Here is a 16,329-nt window from a genome sequence, read left to right as displayed (position 1 = left end):
GGGATCAGATGAGCGCCGTGGCAAAGGTCATCAAGCGCGACTGGCTGGACTGGCCGTTTTTCGAACCGCGCCATCACACGATCGGCGAGCGGCTCGACCGCCTCGTGCAGTCGGGGGCGCTCGAGACAATCGATCATCGCGATGTCGATGGCGCCTGCCGCAAGCTCGTGCGCGCGATGGGCGAGGCGGGCCTGCTCGATTGCGCGGTCGCGGCGCCCGACGGCGATGCGACAACGATCGATTCCCGCTCGATCTGCCTGTCGCGCGAGTCGCTCGCCTATGCCGACGGCCTCGCCGATTTCGCCTTCGCCATGCAGGGGCTCGGCTCCGGTGCGATCGCGCTCGGCGGTTCGGCCGAGCTGCGCAAGGCCGTGCTGCCGAAGGTTCGCTCCGGCGAATGGCTTGCGGCCTTCGCGCTGTCCGAGAAGGAGGCGGGATCGGATGTCGCGGCGATGTCCTGCGCGGCGCGCGCCGACGGCGACGACTACGTCATCGACGGCGAGAAGACCTGGATCTCCAACGGCGGCATTGCCGACGTCTACACGCTGTTCGCCCGAACGGGCGAGGCGCCGGGCGCCCGCGGCATCTCGGCTTTCGTCGTCTTTCCCGATGATCCTGGTTTCGGTATCGCCGACCGCATCGACGTCATCGCGCCGCATCCGCTGGCGACGTTGCGCTTTGCCAATTGCCGGATCCCGGCGAGCCGTCGCCTCGGCGCGCCGGGCGGCGGGTTCAAGCTGGCGATGCAGACGCTGGACATTTTTCGCGCGTCGGTCGCGGCCGCTGCCCTCGGCTTCGCCCGGCGGGCGCTCGACGAGGCGCTGTCGCACGCGCGCAGCCGACGCATGTTCGGCGCGACGCTGGGAGATCTCCAATTGACCCAGGCCGCGCTCGGCGACATGGCAACCGACACCGACACCGACACCGACGCTGCCGCGCTCCTGACCTATCGCGCAGCCTGGCGCCGCGATGTCCAGAAGCTTCCGACGACGCGCGAAGCGGCCATGGCGAAGCTGACGGCGACCGAGACCGCGCAGCGCGTCATCGACCGCGCGGTTCAGATGTTCGGCGGACGCGGCGTGCGCAAAGGTGAGGTGGTCGAAAGCCTCTACCGCGAAATCCGGGCGTTGCGCATCTACGAGGGCGCGACCGAGGTTCAGAAACTGATTGTGGCGCGTGATTTACTGAAATCGCGCTGAGACGATAGAGAGAAGCCGATGAGTGTGACGAGACAGCCGGGCGCAGCGGCGCCCGACATGGCGAACGGTTTGCAGGTGCTCCAGCCAGGTGGCTGGCCGCAGCCAAAGGGATATGCGAACGGCATGATGGCCGACGGGCGCTTCGTCGTGACCGGCGGCGTCGTCGGCTGGGACGTTTCAGGCCGGTTTGGCGATGGATTTGTTGCGCAGGTCCGCCAGGCGCTCGAGAACGTCGTCGCGATCCTGGCCGAAGGCGGCGCAAGGCCGGATCATCTGGTTCGTCTGACCTGGTATGTCGTGGACATGGACGAATACGTCTCCAATCTCAAGGCGCTCGGCAAAGCCTATCGCGAGGTGATCGGCACCCACTCTCCGAGCATGGCGCTCGTTCAGGTCGTGCGTCTTGTCGAGCCGTCAGCGCGCGTCGAGATTGAAGCGACGGCTGTCGTTCCGCGCTGAAGGATTGCGGCCTACAGGGCTGGTTCGACGTGGGCCCGGATCGCATTTCGCGGGATATCGATCCAGCCATGCTCGCGGGCCTTGGCTACCATCTCGGCATATTGCCGATCCCAGCTTGCATCGTTGGGGCGGCCCTCCAGGGTGGGGACCAGATCAATCGAGACGAGCGCATCGCGATCATCAAGAAGCGTGATCCCGGTCCGGGCCAGCACTTCCGGCGATGCGCCGGCATGCAACACCAGCTTGAACTTGCGAAAGTCGAGCGGTTCGTCCAGTCGGACGCTGCCGCCGGCGAAGCATTCGATGATCACGGTGCCGCTCCTTTGATTCTGGCGCACCGGGACGCGATGGTACCGGCCTCGGCAGGCCTGAAGTCCATTTAACCCTGCGGCAACGCGCGCAGCGCGCCCTGAAAATTGACCAGGGGATTGCCGTTCCCACCGCGGGTGGCCACGATCCTGCCGATGAAGAGGCCGTGCGTGCCGACCATTTGATGATGGTGCAGCACGCATTCCAGCGCGCCGATCGCAGGCTCGAGCAATGGCACGTCAAGCACGCCTTGCTCCCACGGCGCCGTCGCGAAGCGGTCGATGCCCTTGGCGCCACCGGCGAAACGCAGCGCCAGATCTTCCTGCCCGCTGCCGAGGAGACTGATCCCGAAGCGGCCGTTGGCTAGGATGGCGGTGTGGGTTTCGGAGCTCGAATTGACGCCGACGAGCAGGCAGGGCGGGTCCATGCACAGCGAGGTCACGGAGCTGACCGTCAGCCCGCGCCGCGCCGTCTCTGTTCCCGTCGCCACGATTGCGACGCCGCTCGCGAGGTTACGCATGGCCAGCCGAAACTCCGCGGCTTCGACTGAGCGGAAATCGGTCATTTGAGACATCTGACATCCCATGACGTACCTCCGGGCTCGCTTCTCGCCGGTTGCGTTACGCCGAAACGGCTTCGCCTGCGACCTTGCCACGGCCGGATTTCAGCTCTTTCCGGATCGCGGGAATGATCCTGCTGCCCCATAGCTCGATCTGGCGCAGCATCGTGCGCTGGTCGAAATCGCCGAGCTGGGTCTGAAGCGCGATGTGGGTCGGTCTGAGAATGCTGATCTCTTCCAGCATGCGGTCGATCACCTGGTTGACGCTGCCGACGGGCAGGTTGTCCCGCATCGTCTCCAGGCTCATGTCGTTCGGCCCGGCCTCTTCCTTGATCAGATAGCCGTCGTCGCTCTGGGCGCGTCGGAACTTCAGGCTTTCGGAGAGCCGGCGCTGGAAGCGCGCATTGTCCAGATACGACTGGATCTCGCTGTCATTGTCGCTGGCATAGGCGCAGCGCAGGAAGCCGAAGCGCGTGTCGTCGATGGAGCGGCCTTCGTTGGCGGCGATCCCTTCGAGGCGTTCGCGCAGGGCCTTGATGGCATCGAGGCCGTTCAGCAGCGCAGTGACGAACAGATTGTGGTTGTCGCGAATGGCGCGGCCGAGCGTCTCGCCATGGCCGGACGTGACCCAAATCGGCGGCATCGGCTTCTGCACCGTGCGCACCGCGATGGCGGTCGGCGGCATCTTCAGGTGCTCGCCGGAATAGGAGAAGATGCGCTGCTGCATGCCCGCGTGAAGGACGTCGTAGAATTCGGCGAACAGCGCGTGCGAATGTTCGAGGTCCACGCCAAAGCGGTCGAACTCGAACTTCTGGTAGCCCGAGCCGATGCCGAGATCGAGACGCCCGTTCGAGACCGTGTCGGCAAAGCCGATTTCGCCGAGCAGCCGCGCCGGGTGATACAGCGGCAACACGCAGACGGCGGTGCCGAGCCGGATGCGCTTGGTCAGGCCGGCGCAGTGCGCGACCATCATCAGCGGCGAAGGGCAGAGGCTGTAATTGTTGAAATGGTGCTCGGCATACCAGGCCGTATCGAAGCCGGCCTGCTCGGCGGCTACGGTCTGCTCGACGGCGTTGTTGATGACCTGCTGCGAGCTCTGATGATAGCCGCGCTGCTGCGCCAGAATGAATACGCCGAATTCCATCAGTTGCTTCCTCCACCTGATCGTGGTCGCTCTTGCGATCCGTTCTCAGCAAGCTACGGGCTTGAGCGTTTTCGAACAATTGACGTATTCTGAGCATGTCCTTTGCAGAATCTGAAAAGATCGATGAATCGCCTCCAGGCCATGGAATTGTTCGTCAGTGCCGTCCGTGAGGGCAGCTTTTCCGCGGCCGGGCGCCGTGTCGGGCTCTCCCCGGCGTCCGTGTCGCGCTACATCGGCGAGCTCGAGGCGCAGCTCGGCGTGCAGCTCCTGAACCGCAGCACGCGCCATCTCGGATTGACCGACGCCGGCAAGATCTTCTTCCAGCGGACCGAGCAGGTCCTGCACGGTATCGAGGATGCCGAAGCCGCAGCGCTTTCGTTGCAGACCGCGCCGCGCGGAACGCTACGGGTGCACTCGCGGACGCTGTTCGGCATCAGGGTGCTCTCGCCGCTGATCCCGGGCTTTCAGAAGCTCTATCCGGAACTGAAGGTGGAGCTGCGCCTGTCGGAGCGCCGTCCCCAGCTTCGCGAAGATGAATTCGACGTCGATTTCCAGATCCAGGCGGCGAAAGACCCAGGCCTCATGCAGCGAAGGCTGCTGCGGAGCGAGCGGATTCTCGTGGCCTCGCCAGACTACGTCGGCCGGATGCCGAAATTGCGTGAGCCGGAGGACATCACCCGCCACAATTGCCTGACCTACTGGATGGGCCCTGATGATGTCGTCTGGAAGTTCATGCGCAGGAACAGGCTGCGCGAGATTGTCGTGCCGTCGTCCTTCGGCAGCAACAATGGTGTGGTGCTGTGCGATCTCGCCGTTGCCGGCCACGGCATCGCCCTGTTGGACGACTATACCGTGGCGGAACAGCTGAAGAGCGGGCGCCTGGTCCGCCTGTTGCCGGGCTTCCGGGTGACGAACTCCACCTTCGACGAAGGAATCTACGCGACTTTCCTCCAGAGCAGCTACCTGCCGGAGAAGATCAGGGTCTTCGTGGACTACATGGCCGAGAACGTGCCAAGGCAGGTCAAGAGATCGGCGCAGTAGCGGAGGGGCCGCTCAGGCCGGGCCAAACCGGTGCGCCGGCAGTCCGCGAACGCCAAGGCCTTCGACGGCGAACAAGCCGCCGGCATCCGGGCGGTCATCGCCTAGAGCGTGGCTGCGCGAGATCGGAGCTATGGCTGATTTTGGGTGACGCGGCCTGATCAGGCGGCGTGGCTTTCAGTGTTCGGAATGACTTCGATTCCGTCGATGAACTTTACACCGGCGATGACTTTCGGCAACTGGTTCGTGCTCTTCAATCGCCGCCAGGTCTTCGATGCGGCGTCGATGAGCTTGAACACCATCAGCTTCGCAGTTTGTTGCGACAGCGATCCCTTGGTCCGCACCGTTCGGTGGCGCACCGTGGCGAAGACGCTCTCGATCGGGTTCGAGCTGCGTAGGTGGATCCAGTGCTCAGCAGGGAAGTCGAAGAAGGCGAGCAGCGCATGGCGATCCTTGATCAGGCACTCCACCGCACGTCCGTATTTGACGTGGTATTTCTCGACGAAGACGTCGATCGCGGTTTCAGCTTCGGCCCGGTGTGGGGCCAGATAGATGTTCCGCAGGTCGTTCTTCATGGGGCCCTGCACGGATTTGGCGACCTTGTCGAGTACGTTGCTCACTTTATGGCACCAGCATCGTTGGTGCCGCGTGCCGGGAAAGGCCTCGTCCAGTGCCTTCCAGAAGCCGAGGGCGCCGTCGCCGATGGCGAGTTGCGGGGCAATCCGTAACCCGCGTTGCCGCAGGTCGATCAGGAGTTCGCGCCAGCTCTGCGCGCTCTCGCGCACGCCGACCTGGAAGCCGATCAGCTCCTTCTTGCCTTCCGGCGTGGTGCCAATCAGCACCAGCATGCATTCGCTGTGATCTTCCATGCGGGCCTGCAGGTACACGCCATCGGCCCAGATGTAGACATAGCGACGCGCCGACAGATCGCGTCTCTGCCAGCGTTCGTACTCGACCTGCCAATCGGCCTTCAGGCCGGCGATCACCGAAGGCGACAGGTTCGGCGCATCCTTGCCGAGCAGCGCCGAGAGCGCCTCCTGGAAGTCGCCGGTCGAGATGCCGCGCAAATAGAGGACCGGGATCAAGGCATCCAGGCTCTTCGTCCGCCGCGCCCATAGCGGCAGGATTGCCGAACTGAAGCGGAGGCGGTCGCCTGGCCCGCTCGCTCCGCGGTCGCGGACCTTGGGACGAGCGACCTCCACCGGACCGATGCCGGTCGCAATCTCGCGCACCGGACCGTGCCCATGTCGGACCAGGCGCGCTCGACCGTCGGGCAGCGTCAGATTGGCCGTGCTGGCCAGAAACGCGCCAACCTCGATCTCGATCGCCCTGGCAAGCAGGTCCCGCGCGCCGGCTCGAACGATATCGGTCAGTGGATCATCAACCGCGGACGGCTGACGGAAAGCAAGAACATTGGTAGTCTCGGTCATGGCGTATCGCTCTCCTCGAGAGGTTCTGGCAGGCTCGTCACCCGCCTCGATACGCCGCCTTCCTCACACCGTCATCACCCAGATTCCGCCATAGCTCGCGAGATCGATGTCACGTACAGAATATCGAGATCGGTTCCCCCGAACGTCACGCTGGTCGGATGGCGGATCGGCATGTCGATCGTCCGCACGATCGTCCCGTCAGGCGAAAACCGCGCGATCCTGCCGATGCGCACGAGGACCGACCAGATATACCCCTCCGCATCGATCGTCGCGCCATCGCACCCGGAGTCTTGCGCCTCCGTGCTGACGAAGACGCGTTTGTTCGTGAGGGGGCCATCCTGGCTGTAGTCATAGGCCCAGATGATCCGTCTTGCGCTGTCGGCGAGATAGAACGTCCGTCCGTCGGGGCTGAAGCACGGTCCGTTGCTCACGGCGAGGTCCGTCTCCAGCAGCTCCAGCGCGCCCGATGCGTCCAGGCGGTAGAGGCCGCCGAGCGGCGCTTCATCCGGGGCGCGGTCGCCGTGCATCGTGCCTGCCACGAACCGTCCATAGGGATCGGCCTTTCCGTCGTTCAGCCGCACCTTCGGGTGGTCGAGCCCGATCGACGGACCTTCGGTCAGCACGCGCATGTCGAAATCGTAGCGCGCAAATCCGTGGCGTAGTGCGAGCACAGCGCCGCGGTCGCGCCGCAGCGCCAGCGACCCGATCGGCGCGGGCGCGCTGAATTGCTCGGTCGCGCCGGTGACGGGGTCGAAGGCGCGGATCAATCCGGCCAGGGCGTCGATCCAGAAGAGGCGCTGTCGGCGCTCATCCCAGACGGGGCTCTCGCCGAGCTGGTCCTTCGTCGTGCCGATTCGCGTGATCCGGACCGCGCTCATGGTTCCTCGCGCAGGGATCGCCGGGCTTGACCGATCGGTCCGTGAAAACCTAGTTTCATTCTAAAGGCCCTCATGTTGGCGCCAGGCTGACGAACGGATTGCGGAGTTCATGACCGAACTGTCAACGATGAAGGATGGCGTTGCGAACCAGGCCGAGGCCTCGGACCGCGTGCTTCAGATCCTCGCCGAGGCCGGGCGGCTGTTCGCCAGCAAGGGATTTGAGGGGACTTCGATGCGCGACATCGCGCTCGCCTGTGGCATCTCCAAGTCGCTCCTCTACCATCATTTCTCCAACAAGGACGAGATCTACGCGCGGGTGGCGGTCGGCTCGACGCTCGAACTCTACCTTTTCGTGCGCGACCGCATTCCCGACGGGCCGCCGTCGCAGAAGATTCGTGCTTTCATGGTCGCCACGGCGGAATACTTCCGGCGCTATCGCTGGGCCTGGATCGCCTCCACGACCGCCTTCTGGAACGATCCCGACCGACGGCGGCACAAGGAGAGGCTGACGCGCCGCGACCGTTTCGAGAACTTTCTGCGCGGCCTGATCCAGGAAGCCATCGACGCCGGCGAAATCCGCAAGGTCGACGTTCCCATGACCGGGCGGCTGATCCTCTCCTCGCTCAATTGGATGCATCGCTGGTACAATCCCAACAAATCCGCAACCCCGGAACAGATCGCGGAGATCTTCTTCGACATGCTGTTCAACGGGCTGCGGAGCGGGGAGTTGATCGAGCTTCCCGGCGCCGAGCCGCCTCGCGCCGGCCGGCGAAAATCACGCTGACCGGTGGCGGCACCGCGTGCAACGCCTCATTCCAGGGCGATGTTCTGCGCCTTGATCACCGGTCCCCAGAGCGCGGCGTCCTTGGTCAATTGGGCGTCGAGCCGCTCCGGTGCGCGCCGGTATCGACCATCAGGCCATCGGTTTCGAGCTGCTTTGCGATCTCGGGCTTCTGCATCGCGGCGTTGGCTGCCGCGTTCAGCCGCGCGATGACATCGCGCGGCGTGCCCGCCGGAGCGTGGAGCGCGGTCCAGAACGATGCCGTGAGGTCGGGATAGCCGGATTCGGCCAGCGTCGGTATCTCGGGCAAGCTCGTCATGCGCTTGTCCGAGGAGACCGCGAGGATGCGAAGCTGGCCGCCGCGCGCATGCTCGATCACGGCGGCGGGCGTTGCGAAGTTGAGATCGCATTCTCCTGACAGTGTCTCCATGATGGAGGCCGGATTGTTGCGATAGGCAACCTCGGTGACGGCAAATCCCATCGACTTGCCCATCATGATCCCGAACAAATGCGTGACGCTGCCCGGACCGAGCGTGGCGTAGAACAGCGGCTTGTCGCGCCCCTTGGCGTAGGTGACGAAGCTCTTCACGTCGGCGGCCGGCGTCCGTGCGTTCACGGTCAGCGACAGCGGCCCGTTGCAGAGCATGGCGACCGAGGCGAAGTCCGCGAGCTTGTAGGGCAGGTTCTTGCGGAGCAGCACGTTCAGCGAAATCGGCCCGGTGCCGCCGGCCAGCAGGACCGATCCGTCCCTCGGTGCGCGCGCCACATATTGCGATCCGACGATACCGTTGGCGCCGGGCTTGTTGTCGACCAGGACGGGCTGGTCCAGCGTTTCCGCCATGGCCTTCGCGATTGAGCGCATCAGGCTGTCGATGGAGCCGCCGGGCGCATAGGGCACGATGATGAAGATCTGCGACGCGCGGGCCCTCACGATTGCAGGCGCGCCAAGCGGGGCGACGAGGGCGCCGGCGATGAGAGTTGTCGCCTGGCGTCGGCTGATCCTGGGCATGGGAGTCCTCCTCACGGTCGTTCTTGCTTGTCGCGAAATCTAATAACTGACCGATCGGTCGGTCAATAGGACATCGATAGGATATTGCAAGTCGCCGCGCTTGATGTTACCAGCGACAAAAAGCTGACCGATCGGTCAGGAATAGCAAGCAAGACAAACACAAGACAAGCAGAAGCCCAGGAGGAAGCCATGTCAGGAGATATCGTCACCCTCGAAGTGTCCGATCACATCGCGCTGGTGACGCTGAACCGTCCTCCCGTGAACGCGCTCGATCGTGCCATGCGCGATCGCATCGTGAGCGTGTTCGACGAGATTTCCGAGCGTAGCGATGTCCAGGGTCGCGATCCTGACCGGAGCCGGAAAGGTGTTCTGCAGCGGCGCGGATCTGAAGGACCGTCCGGACCCGACCAAGATCGGCGCGTTTCACAGCCACAACCGGATCACACGCGAGACCGGCAATTGCATTCGCGAATGCTCCAAGCCGGTCATCGCGGCGATCAACGGCGTTGCGCTCGGCGCCGGTGTCGGCCTGATGGCTTCCTGCGACATCTTCTACGCCTGCGAAGAGGCCGTCTTCGGCATGCCCGAGATCAACGTCGGGCTCGCCGGCGGTGCCGCCATGCTGAACACGTTGTTCGGCCGCTCCCTGATGCGCCGCATGTTCTTCACCGGCTATCGCGTGCCGGCCGCCGAGCTCTATCGCCTCGGCATCATTGAGGCTTGTACGACCAAGGAGAACCTGATCCCCGAGGTGATGAAGCTCGCCCGCGAGATCGCTTCGAAGAGCCCGATCGCGATGGAATATGCCAAGAATGCGGCGAACATGGTCGAGCTGATGCCGCCGCGCGATGCCTACCGCTTCGAGCAGAACATCACGATGGCTCTCTCCAAGACCGAGGACGCCAAGGAAGCGCGGATGGCGTTCCTGGAGAAGCGCACGCCGGTGTTCAAGGGGCGCTGAGATGCGGCCGGGAGAAGGTCTCGACGCGCTGATGTCGCCGCGCTCGATCGCGATCATCGGCCTCGCAGGAGGCGACCAAGATCGGCGGTCGGCCGGTCGACCTGTTGCGCCGCCACGGCTATGCAGGCCGCATCTATCCGGTCAACCCGAAGGCTGTGACGGTGCAGGGACTGAAGGCCTATGCTTCCGTCGCCGAAGTGCCGGAGGCGCCGGATCTCGCCATCATCGCGGTCGATGCGGAGCGCGCCGGCGAGGCCGTGGAACAATGCGCGGCCCGCGGCGTCCGCAGTGTCGTCGTGTTCTCGTCGGGCTTTGCCGAGCTCGGCGAGCAGGGCCGCGCGATGCAGGACCGGCTGCGCCTGGCCGCGCGCAACAGCGGCATGCGCTTGCTGGGGCCGAACTGTCTTGGCGCGGTCAGCGTCGCCGAGAAGAGCATCGCGACGTTCTCGATCGTGCTCGAGCACAGCATGCCGGCGGCCGGCTCGCTCGGCATCGTGTCGCAGAGCGGCAATCTCGGCAGCTACACCATGCGGCTCGCCAGCGAGCGCGGCGTCGGCGTCAGCCGCTTCGTCACCACGGGTAACGAGTGCGACGTCGATATCGCCGACGGTATCGCCTGGATGGCGCGCGATCCCGCCACCAAGGTGATCCTGTGCTGCCTCGAGGCGTGCCGCGATGCCGGCCGCCTGATCTCCGCACTTGAAGAGGCGCGCGATGCCGGCAAGCCCGTCATCGTCATGAAGATCGGCACGTCCGCGGCAGGCCAGGCCGCTGCGGCTTCGCACACCGGGGCGATGGCGGGATCGGACGCGGTGTTCGACGCGCTGTTTGCCCGCTGCGGTGCGGTGCGCGTGCGCAGCATCGACGAACTCATCGATCTCGGTCATGCGGCATCGATCCTGCTGCCGGACCGGCTGCCGAAGGGGCCGGGCGTGGCAATTCTCACGGCGTCGGGCGGCTTCGGTGTGCTGCTCGCGGACGCCGCGCAGTCGGTCGGGCTGACATTGCCGGAGCTCGGCCAGGAGACGCAGCGCCAGATTCTTGAGCTGGTGCCCTTTGCATCGGCCCGCAACCCGGTCGACACCACGGCGCAGATGTCGAGCCGCCCAGATCTTCTGGAGAAGATCATGACGGCCGTCGTGGCGGACGATCGGGCCGATACGGTGATCCTGCCGCTGCCGTTCTCGCTGCATCTGCCGCGCTTGCGCTCCATCTACATGGACACGCTGCGCAACATCCGCGCGCAGTTCCCCCAGCGTCCGATCGTCCTTTGCGTCGACGGCCCGGAGGACGCGCTGACCGAGCTGCACGCGCTGGGCTTTCCGACGGTGGAAAGCTTCGATGGCTGCTGCGCAACTATCGCTGCCTTGGTGCGGCTGCAGGCGGTGTCGAAACGTCCGCAGGACGCGCCAGCTGTGATCGAGCAGGCGGGGCCGCTGGCAGCCGATGCATTCCGCCACGAGCTCGGCGCCAAGCGCGCACTTGCCGAGGCCGGTGTGCCGGTGCTGGCCGAGCGTCTGGTACAGGATGCGGATGCAGCGGCGCGCGCTGCCACCGAGATCGGTTATCCCGTGGTGCTAAAGATCACCTCACCCGATCTGCCGCACAAGACGGAAGCCGGCGGGGTGGTCGTGGGCGTTGGCTCGGAAGCCGAAGTCCGGCGCGCTTTTGCCAAGATGCTCGACCGCGTCGCCATCAAGGCGCCCAACGCGACAATCGACGGTGTGATCGTGGCGCCGATGGCCAAGGGGGTCGCCGAGCTCATCCTCGGCAGCCGCATCGATCCGGTGTTCGGGCCGGTGGTGATGGTCGGTCTCGGCGGCATCTTCGCGGAGATCCTCCAGGATTCCGCCGTGCAGATGGCGCCGGTCAGCGAGACGCAGGCCATGGCGATGCTGAAATCGCTTAGGGCGTTCGCGGTGCTCGACGGCGCGCGTGGCCGGCCGCGCGCCGACCTCGATGCCGCGGCCCGGGCCGTTGCCGCGTTGTCGCGCTTTGCTGCCGCGCATACCGACACGATCGCGGAGATCGACGTCAACCCGTTGCTCTTACGCGCCAAAGGCGAGGGAGCCGTGGCGCTCGACGCGCTGCTGATCCCGCACGGCGAAGGGCCAAGCCAGGATCGACACTGAACTCTAAGACAAGAGGCCGCAGAAGCGGTCCAGAGGAAACGCAGGAAGCAGGAGGATAAGTGATGAGATCGACGATTGCCGCGCTGGGCATGATTGCCTTGCTGCTGACGCATGCGCCGGTGTCCGCGCAGGGCATATCGGGCGATGTGGTCAAGATTGGTATCATGAATGACCAGAACGGTCCCTATGCCGACAATTGCGGCCTCGGTTCGGTCGCGGCCGCCAAACTCGCGGTCGGCGATTTCGGTGGAGCGGTCAATGGCAAGAAGATCGAGCTCGTGATCGCCGACGACCAGAACAAGCCAGATGTCGGCGTCGCCATTGCGCTGCGGTGGGTCGACAATGAAGGTGTCGATGCCATCGTCGGCTGCTCGGCGTCGTCGATCGCGCTTGCGGTGCAAGACATCATGAAGAACCGCAAGAAGCCGTACATGCTGGCCGGCACCGCGGGATCGTTCTTCACCAACGACAAATGCTCGCCCATGACCACGCAGTGGGTGGTCGATACCTATGCCCAGCCGAAAGCCACGGTGAAGGCCCTGCTCGCGCAGGGTATCGACTCCTGGTTCTTCCTGACGGTCGATTATGCCTTCGGCAAGGCCTGGCAGGCGGACGCGACGAAGTTCATCCAAGCGGGTGGCGGCAAGGTGGTGGGCTCGGTGCTGCATCCGCTCAACTCGTCGGATCTATCCTCATTCCTGCTGACGGCACAGGCCAGCGGCGCCAAGGCAATTGCGCTCGCCAATTCGGGTGCGGATTTCGCCAATGCGATCAAGCAGGCCCAGGAGTTCGGGCTGACCAGGACGCAACTCCTCGTTCCCCTCGGCCTCATGATCAGCCAGACGCATGGCATCGGCCTCAAGGACCTCCAGAACGTGCGGCTGACGACGCCGTTCTACTGGGACATGACGCCGGAGAGCCGGGCGTTTGCCAAACGTTATGCCGAGGCGACGAACGGTCAGCTTCTCAACGAGGGCAAGGCGGCCACCTACAGCGCCATCACGCATTATCTGAAGGCGGTGGCCGCCGCCGGCTCCGACGACGGCGATGCCGTGATGCGGCAGATGAAGAACACGCCGATCAACGATTTCGAGATGAACAACGTCAGCATCAGGGCTGACGGCCAGGTGATGCGTCCGCTCTATGTCGCGCGGATCAAGGCTCCGTCGGAGTCCAAATACACCTACGATTATTACGAGATCACCGGCACGATCGCGCCGGAGGATGCGTGGCGGCCGGCCTCGGAGAGCGCCTGCGATCTGCTCAAGTCGCAGTGAAGAACGGACAGGCGGCCCAGACATGACGGCACGTATGGCGAAGGCGGGAAGCAGGCGATGAGTGTAGTTGAAGCGGTGTCGACGTATCCGGTCGCGAGCGAGAGCCTGGCGGGCGCGGCCTATCGCGATGCGGTGCATCGCTGGCTGCATGCCAATCTGCCCGCCAGCTTCCGCGGCGACAGTGCCGCATTCGCGCCGCCCACGCTCCAGCAGTCCGTGACGTGGGAGGCGGCGATGTACCGCGCCGGCCTGACCGGCATTACGTGGCCCCAGGCCTATGGCGGGCACGGCCGCTCCTTGCGCGAGCATTTGATCGCCAATCAGGAGATCGGCGCGCTGGCGATGCCGGAGAGCGTCAACTCGATCGGCAAGGAACTCGCCGGTCCGATCATCCTGGCCGTCGGCAGCGAGGAGCAGAAACGGCGGTTCCTGCCCGCCATCCTCGAGATGCGCAACATCTGGTGTCAGGGATTTTCCGAGCCCGAAGCGGGGTTCGACCTTGCCGGGCTTCGCACTCGCGCCACGCGAAATGGCAACGACTGGCAGATCACCGGCCAGAAGATCTGGACCAGCGGCGCGTACCGGGCGCAACGCTGTCTCGTGCTCGCCCGCACCGGTCCGCTGGAGGATCGTCATCGCGGCCTTGCCATGTTCGCGGTGCCGCTCGATGCCGACGGCGTGCGCGTGCGCACCATCAAATCGATCGACGGACGCGAGAGCTTCTGCGAGGTCTTCTTCGACGACGTCGAAGTGGCCCAGGCCGATGCGATCGGCGCGCCGGACGAGGGCTGGGCCGCAGCCATCCGCGTGCTGGAGATCGAGCGGGCGACCAACCGCATGTACCGCGCCTGGCGCTTCGAGAACGAACTGCGCCACCTGATTTCGGCTTGCAAGACGGACCCGGCGCTGTCGGCAATGGTCGCGGACCGGCATTACGCCGTCAGGCTCGGCGAGGTCGCCGTCGAGATCGAGGTGCTGAAGGCGCATGTCGAGACGGCCGTCGAGGCGCTCGTCAACGGCGACAAGATCGGAGCGCGCGGCAGCCTTGCGAAGCTCTATTGGAGCGAATCGCATCAGCGCTTTGCGGCGCTTGCGATTGAACTGCTCTCGCAGGCATCGCTGCCGCAGAACCCGGCGATCACGGTGGCGCGGCGCCGGTTCGAAGCCATCTACCTTCAGGCGCGCGCCGAGACGATTTATGCCGGCACGACCGAGATCCAGCTCGGCATCATCGCCGATCGCATCCTCCAGCTGTCGCGAGGCAAGTGATGGTCTTCCCGCGCATTGCCTCGTCGCGAACAACAGGGAGCCGGTGATGTCCGACGGACGGGGGCAGGCGGGCTTGTTGAAGGATCGTCTCGTCGTGGTGACGGGAGCGGGCCAAGGGATCGGGCGCGCCATCGCGTTGGGCGCGGCCGCTGCCGGGGCAAGGGTCGTCGTGACCGATCTGCGGCAGGACCGGGCAGATTCCGTTGCGCGCGAGATACGGGATGGAGGCAAGGAGGCAATCGGCTGTTCGCTCGACGTGACTGATGCTTTGGCCTGCGGCGAGGTGGCCAGGCGGGTCGACGAGGAGCTTGGCCTCGCCGACGTCGTCGTCAACAACGCCGGGATCATCATCCGCGAGCCGATCGACAGCCCGCGCGCTCACGAGAATTGGCGGCAGGTGTTCGACGTCAACGTCAACGGCACCTTCAACGTGGTTCATGCGTTCATTCCCGCGCTGCGCAAATCGCGGGGAACCATCATCAACGTTGCCTCGGTCGCGGCCTTCGGTGGCATGGGTGGTACGCTCGGCTATTCATCGTCCAAGGGTGCGGTGAGGCTGTTCACGCAGGCGCTTGCCCGCGATCTCGCGGCTGATGGCATCCGGGTCAACGCCGTCGCGCCCGGCATCATCGCGACCGGAATGAGCGAGAGCACCCGCGAGAATCCGGCGAGGCTGTCCGGCCTGATGGCGCGCACGCCGTTGAAGCGCGTGGGACAGCCCGAAGAGATCGCAGCGCCCGTGATCTTTCTGGCCTCGGCGATGGCGTCCTATGTTAACGGCGTCATCCTGCCCGTCGACGGCGGGTATCTTGCCTAGTGAGCAATTGTAGTCGCGCAGTTTTCGAAGAGGACAATGATGACCATGGCCGAAGGACTTCAGCCCGACGAGTTCGCGGCAACCGCGGCACGCGCCGTGACCGCATGTGCAGGCTTGGCTGTACGCGAACAGGCGCAAAATCTCGCCGGTGACGGTCTGCTCGGCGTCATCGCGGATGAGGAGGTGGGGGGACTGGCCCTGCCGCTCGGCTTTGCGGTGCCGGTGATCGCGGCCGCTCATGCGGGATTGCTCGGATTTCCGCTCCTGGAGACCATCCTCGTCGGTCGCCTGCTGCAGTCGTCGCTGACGCGTCTTGCCGCCGCGATCGTTTCCGGCGAGACATTGGCGACGGTCGCCTGGCAGGGTGAGGCCTTCGCCGAACGGGAAGGCGGGTTGCAGGTGCTGAGCGGCACGGTCGCGCGCGCGGCCTGCGCGGCGAAGGTCGACTACATCCTGGTACGGATGAACGCGGGCACCGCTGCATTGATCCCGACTGATGCCGAAGGCGTTCTGGTGGAGGAAGCGGCCGGCCTCGATCTGACCGTGCCGGAGCATGTGGTGCGGCTCCAGAAAGTTGAAGTCCCGATCGGCTCCGTCCTGCCAGCTGGCACATGGGATTTGCTCAACTCGGACGCCAACGTGCTCCGCGCCGCCGCTATCCTGGGATCGGCCGAAGCATGCCTGGCGCTCGCGCAGGAACATGCGTCGACGCGCCGCCAGTTCGGCCACGCCCTGTCCTACAATCAGGCCATCCGCCATGCCTTGGCGCGCCAGAAGCTCGGGCTCGAAAGCATCCGTCATGCGATCACGCGCAGCCTGTCCGAGGGCGGCGGTCCGGTCCAGCGCGATGCGGCGTTCCTGGCTGCAGCGACCTATGGCAGCTCGATCAGCGAGGGCGCGCTACAGATTCACGGCGGCATGGGCTTCACATGGGATGTGCCGGTGCATCGCCATCTGCGCCGCATCCGTACGCTTCAGGCCCAGGGCGATGCCAGCGGTCTGATCAGCACGTTCGGCCGCCGTTACGTATCGGAAATTGCACCGTTCGCCGAGGCGGAAGCATGAAG

At 65.1% G+C, this 16,329-nt stretch carries 16 protein-coding genes; 10 read left to right on the top strand and 6 right to left on the bottom strand.

Features of this window, described 5'->3' with window-relative positions; all coding sequences use genetic code 11:
* Nucleotides 1-8: 8 nt before the first annotated feature.
* Nucleotides 9-1,199, top strand: a complete 1,191-nt coding sequence (locus tag ACFLEY_RS29210; protein ID WP_060911393.1) for an acyl-CoA dehydrogenase family protein — start codon at nucleotides 9-11, stop codon at nucleotides 1,197-1,199.
* 18 nt (nucleotides 1,200-1,217) lie between these two features.
* Complete coding sequence (locus tag ACFLEY_RS29205) at nucleotides 1,218-1,658, top strand: RidA family protein (RefSeq protein WP_060911394.1); 441 nt, start codon at nucleotides 1,218-1,220, stop codon at nucleotides 1,656-1,658.
* Nucleotides 1,659-1,669: 11 nt separating this feature from the next.
* Here ACFLEY_RS29205 and ACFLEY_RS29200 read toward each other — a convergent pair whose 3' ends face one another.
* From ACFLEY_RS29200 to ACFLEY_RS29190, 3 genes are all read right to left on the bottom strand, one after another.
* On the bottom strand, nucleotides 1,670-1,969 hold the full coding sequence (locus ACFLEY_RS29200; protein WP_060913022.1) for a hypothetical protein: 300 nt from the start codon (nucleotides 1,967-1,969) through the stop codon (nucleotides 1,670-1,672).
* Nucleotides 1,970-2,037: 68 nt separating this feature from the next.
* Nucleotides 2,038-2,532, bottom strand: coding sequence for a flavin reductase family protein (locus tag ACFLEY_RS29195; protein ID WP_060911395.1), 495 nt, complete (start codon nucleotides 2,530-2,532; stop codon nucleotides 2,038-2,040).
* 55 nt (nucleotides 2,533-2,587) lie between these two features.
* Nucleotides 2,588-3,670: an LLM class flavin-dependent oxidoreductase gene (locus ACFLEY_RS29190; RefSeq protein WP_060911396.1), complete on the bottom strand. Its 1,083-nt coding sequence runs from the start codon at nucleotides 3,668-3,670 to the stop codon at nucleotides 2,588-2,590.
* Between the two features lie 123 nt (nucleotides 3,671-3,793).
* Here ACFLEY_RS29190 and ACFLEY_RS29185 point away from each other — a divergent pair, with 123 nt between their 5' ends.
* Nucleotides 3,794-4,711, top strand: a complete 918-nt coding sequence (locus ACFLEY_RS29185) for a LysR family transcriptional regulator (protein WP_028171985.1) — start codon at nucleotides 3,794-3,796, stop codon at nucleotides 4,709-4,711.
* A 158-nt stretch (nucleotides 4,712-4,869) separates the two neighbouring features.
* Here the strand turns inward: ACFLEY_RS29185 and ACFLEY_RS29180 are convergent, their stop codons facing one another.
* Nucleotides 4,870-6,138, bottom strand: coding sequence for an IS256 family transposase (locus tag ACFLEY_RS29180; protein WP_038952271.1), 1,269 nt, complete (start codon nucleotides 6,136-6,138; stop codon nucleotides 4,870-4,872).
* A 74-nt stretch (nucleotides 6,139-6,212) separates the two neighbouring features.
* Nucleotides 6,213-7,016, bottom strand: a complete 804-nt coding sequence (locus ACFLEY_RS29175; protein WP_396604269.1) for an SMP-30/gluconolactonase/LRE family protein — start codon at nucleotides 7,014-7,016, stop codon at nucleotides 6,213-6,215.
* A 109-nt stretch (nucleotides 7,017-7,125) separates the two neighbouring features.
* Here ACFLEY_RS29175 and ACFLEY_RS29170 point away from each other — a divergent pair, with 109 nt between their 5' ends.
* Nucleotides 7,126-7,800: a TetR/AcrR family transcriptional regulator gene (locus tag ACFLEY_RS29170; RefSeq protein WP_011086227.1), complete on the top strand. Its 675-nt coding sequence runs from the start codon at nucleotides 7,126-7,128 to the stop codon at nucleotides 7,798-7,800.
* Nucleotides 7,801-7,885: 85 nt separating this feature from the next.
* Here ACFLEY_RS29170 and ACFLEY_RS29165 read toward each other — a convergent pair whose 3' ends face one another.
* The gene (locus ACFLEY_RS29165) at nucleotides 7,886-8,806 is read right to left on the bottom strand and encodes a tripartite tricarboxylate transporter substrate binding protein (protein ID WP_249162840.1); all 921 of its coding nucleotides are present in this window, start codon (nucleotides 8,804-8,806) and stop codon (nucleotides 7,886-7,888) included.
* A 328-nt stretch (nucleotides 8,807-9,134) separates the two neighbouring features.
* Between ACFLEY_RS29165 and ACFLEY_RS29160 the strand changes: the two genes are divergently transcribed.
* The 6 genes from ACFLEY_RS29160 to ACFLEY_RS29135 all read left to right on the top strand — a co-directional run bounded on the left by ACFLEY_RS29160 (nucleotide 9,135) and on the right by ACFLEY_RS29135 (nucleotide 16,327).
* On the top strand, nucleotides 9,135-9,767 hold the full coding sequence (locus ACFLEY_RS29160) for an enoyl-CoA hydratase/isomerase family protein (RefSeq protein ID WP_249162841.1): 633 nt from the start codon (nucleotides 9,135-9,137) through the stop codon (nucleotides 9,765-9,767).
* 104 nt (nucleotides 9,768-9,871) lie between these two features.
* On the top strand, nucleotides 9,872-11,899 hold the full coding sequence (locus ACFLEY_RS29155; RefSeq protein ID WP_249162842.1) for an acetate--CoA ligase family protein: 2,028 nt from the start codon (nucleotides 9,872-9,874) through the stop codon (nucleotides 11,897-11,899).
* A gap of 62 nt (nucleotides 11,900-11,961) precedes the next feature.
* Nucleotides 11,962-13,176, top strand: coding sequence for an ABC transporter substrate-binding protein (locus ACFLEY_RS29150; RefSeq protein WP_063824284.1), 1,215 nt, complete (start codon nucleotides 11,962-11,964; stop codon nucleotides 13,174-13,176).
* Nucleotides 13,177-13,233: 57 nt separating this feature from the next.
* On the top strand, nucleotides 13,234-14,445 hold the full coding sequence (locus ACFLEY_RS29145; protein WP_060911397.1) for an acyl-CoA dehydrogenase: 1,212 nt from the start codon (nucleotides 13,234-13,236) through the stop codon (nucleotides 14,443-14,445).
* 46 nt (nucleotides 14,446-14,491) lie between these two features.
* Nucleotides 14,492-15,262: an SDR family NAD(P)-dependent oxidoreductase gene (locus ACFLEY_RS29140; protein ID WP_060911398.1), complete on the top strand. Its 771-nt coding sequence runs from the start codon at nucleotides 14,492-14,494 to the stop codon at nucleotides 15,260-15,262.
* 36 nt (nucleotides 15,263-15,298) lie between these two features.
* Nucleotides 15,299-16,327, top strand: coding sequence for an acyl-CoA dehydrogenase family protein (locus ACFLEY_RS29135; RefSeq protein ID WP_211433525.1), 1,029 nt, complete (start codon nucleotides 15,299-15,301; stop codon nucleotides 16,325-16,327).
* Nucleotides 16,328-16,329 lie beyond the last annotated feature (2 nt).

The organism is Bradyrhizobium sp. YCK136, assembly GCF_044570075.1.
GTDB classification, from domain to species: Bacteria; Pseudomonadota; Alphaproteobacteria; order Rhizobiales; family Xanthobacteraceae; genus Bradyrhizobium; species Bradyrhizobium diazoefficiens.
Note: the sequence above shows the minus strand (reverse complement) of the source record. Positions and strands in the feature narration are given on the sequence as shown.

Excerpts from the sequence above, each read along its gene's own strand:
- ACFLEY_RS29140 (WP_060911398.1), top strand. The coding sequence starts at position 14,492 with ATGTCCGACGGACGGGGGCAGGCGGGCTTGTTGAAGGATCGTCTCGTC.
- ACFLEY_RS29195 (WP_060911395.1), bottom strand. The coding sequence starts at position 2,532 with ATGACCGATTTCCGCTCAGTCGAAGCCGCGGAGTTTCGGCTGGCCATG.
- ACFLEY_RS29165 (WP_249162840.1), bottom strand. The coding sequence starts at position 8,806 with ATGCCCAGGATCAGCCGACGCCAGGCGACAACTCTCATCGCCGGCGCC.
- ACFLEY_RS29180 (WP_038952271.1), bottom strand. The coding sequence starts at position 6,138 with ATGACCGAGACTACCAATGTTCTTGCTTTCCGTCAGCCGTCCGCGGTT.
- ACFLEY_RS29210 (WP_060911393.1), top strand. The coding sequence starts at position 9 with ATGAGCGCCGTGGCAAAGGTCATCAAGCGCGACTGGCTGGACTGGCCG.
- ACFLEY_RS29185 (WP_028171985.1), top strand. The coding sequence starts at position 3,794 with ATGAATCGCCTCCAGGCCATGGAATTGTTCGTCAGTGCCGTCCGTGAG.
- ACFLEY_RS29150 (WP_063824284.1), top strand. The coding sequence starts at position 11,962 with ATGAGATCGACGATTGCCGCGCTGGGCATGATTGCCTTGCTGCTGACG.
- ACFLEY_RS29135 (WP_211433525.1), top strand. The coding sequence starts at position 15,299 with ATGATGACCATGGCCGAAGGACTTCAGCCCGACGAGTTCGCGGCAACC.
- ACFLEY_RS29190 (WP_060911396.1), bottom strand. The coding sequence starts at position 3,670 with ATGGAATTCGGCGTATTCATTCTGGCGCAGCAGCGCGGCTATCATCAG.
- ACFLEY_RS29175 (WP_396604269.1), bottom strand. The coding sequence starts at position 7,016 with ATGAGCGCGGTCCGGATCACGCGAATCGGCACGACGAAGGACCAGCTC.
- ACFLEY_RS29170 (WP_011086227.1), top strand. The coding sequence starts at position 7,126 with ATGACCGAACTGTCAACGATGAAGGATGGCGTTGCGAACCAGGCCGAG.
- ACFLEY_RS29160 (WP_249162841.1), top strand. The coding sequence starts at position 9,135 with ATGTCCAGGGTCGCGATCCTGACCGGAGCCGGAAAGGTGTTCTGCAGC.
- ACFLEY_RS29205 (WP_060911394.1), top strand. The coding sequence starts at position 1,218 with ATGAGTGTGACGAGACAGCCGGGCGCAGCGGCGCCCGACATGGCGAAC.
- ACFLEY_RS29145 (WP_060911397.1), top strand. The coding sequence starts at position 13,234 with ATGAGTGTAGTTGAAGCGGTGTCGACGTATCCGGTCGCGAGCGAGAGC.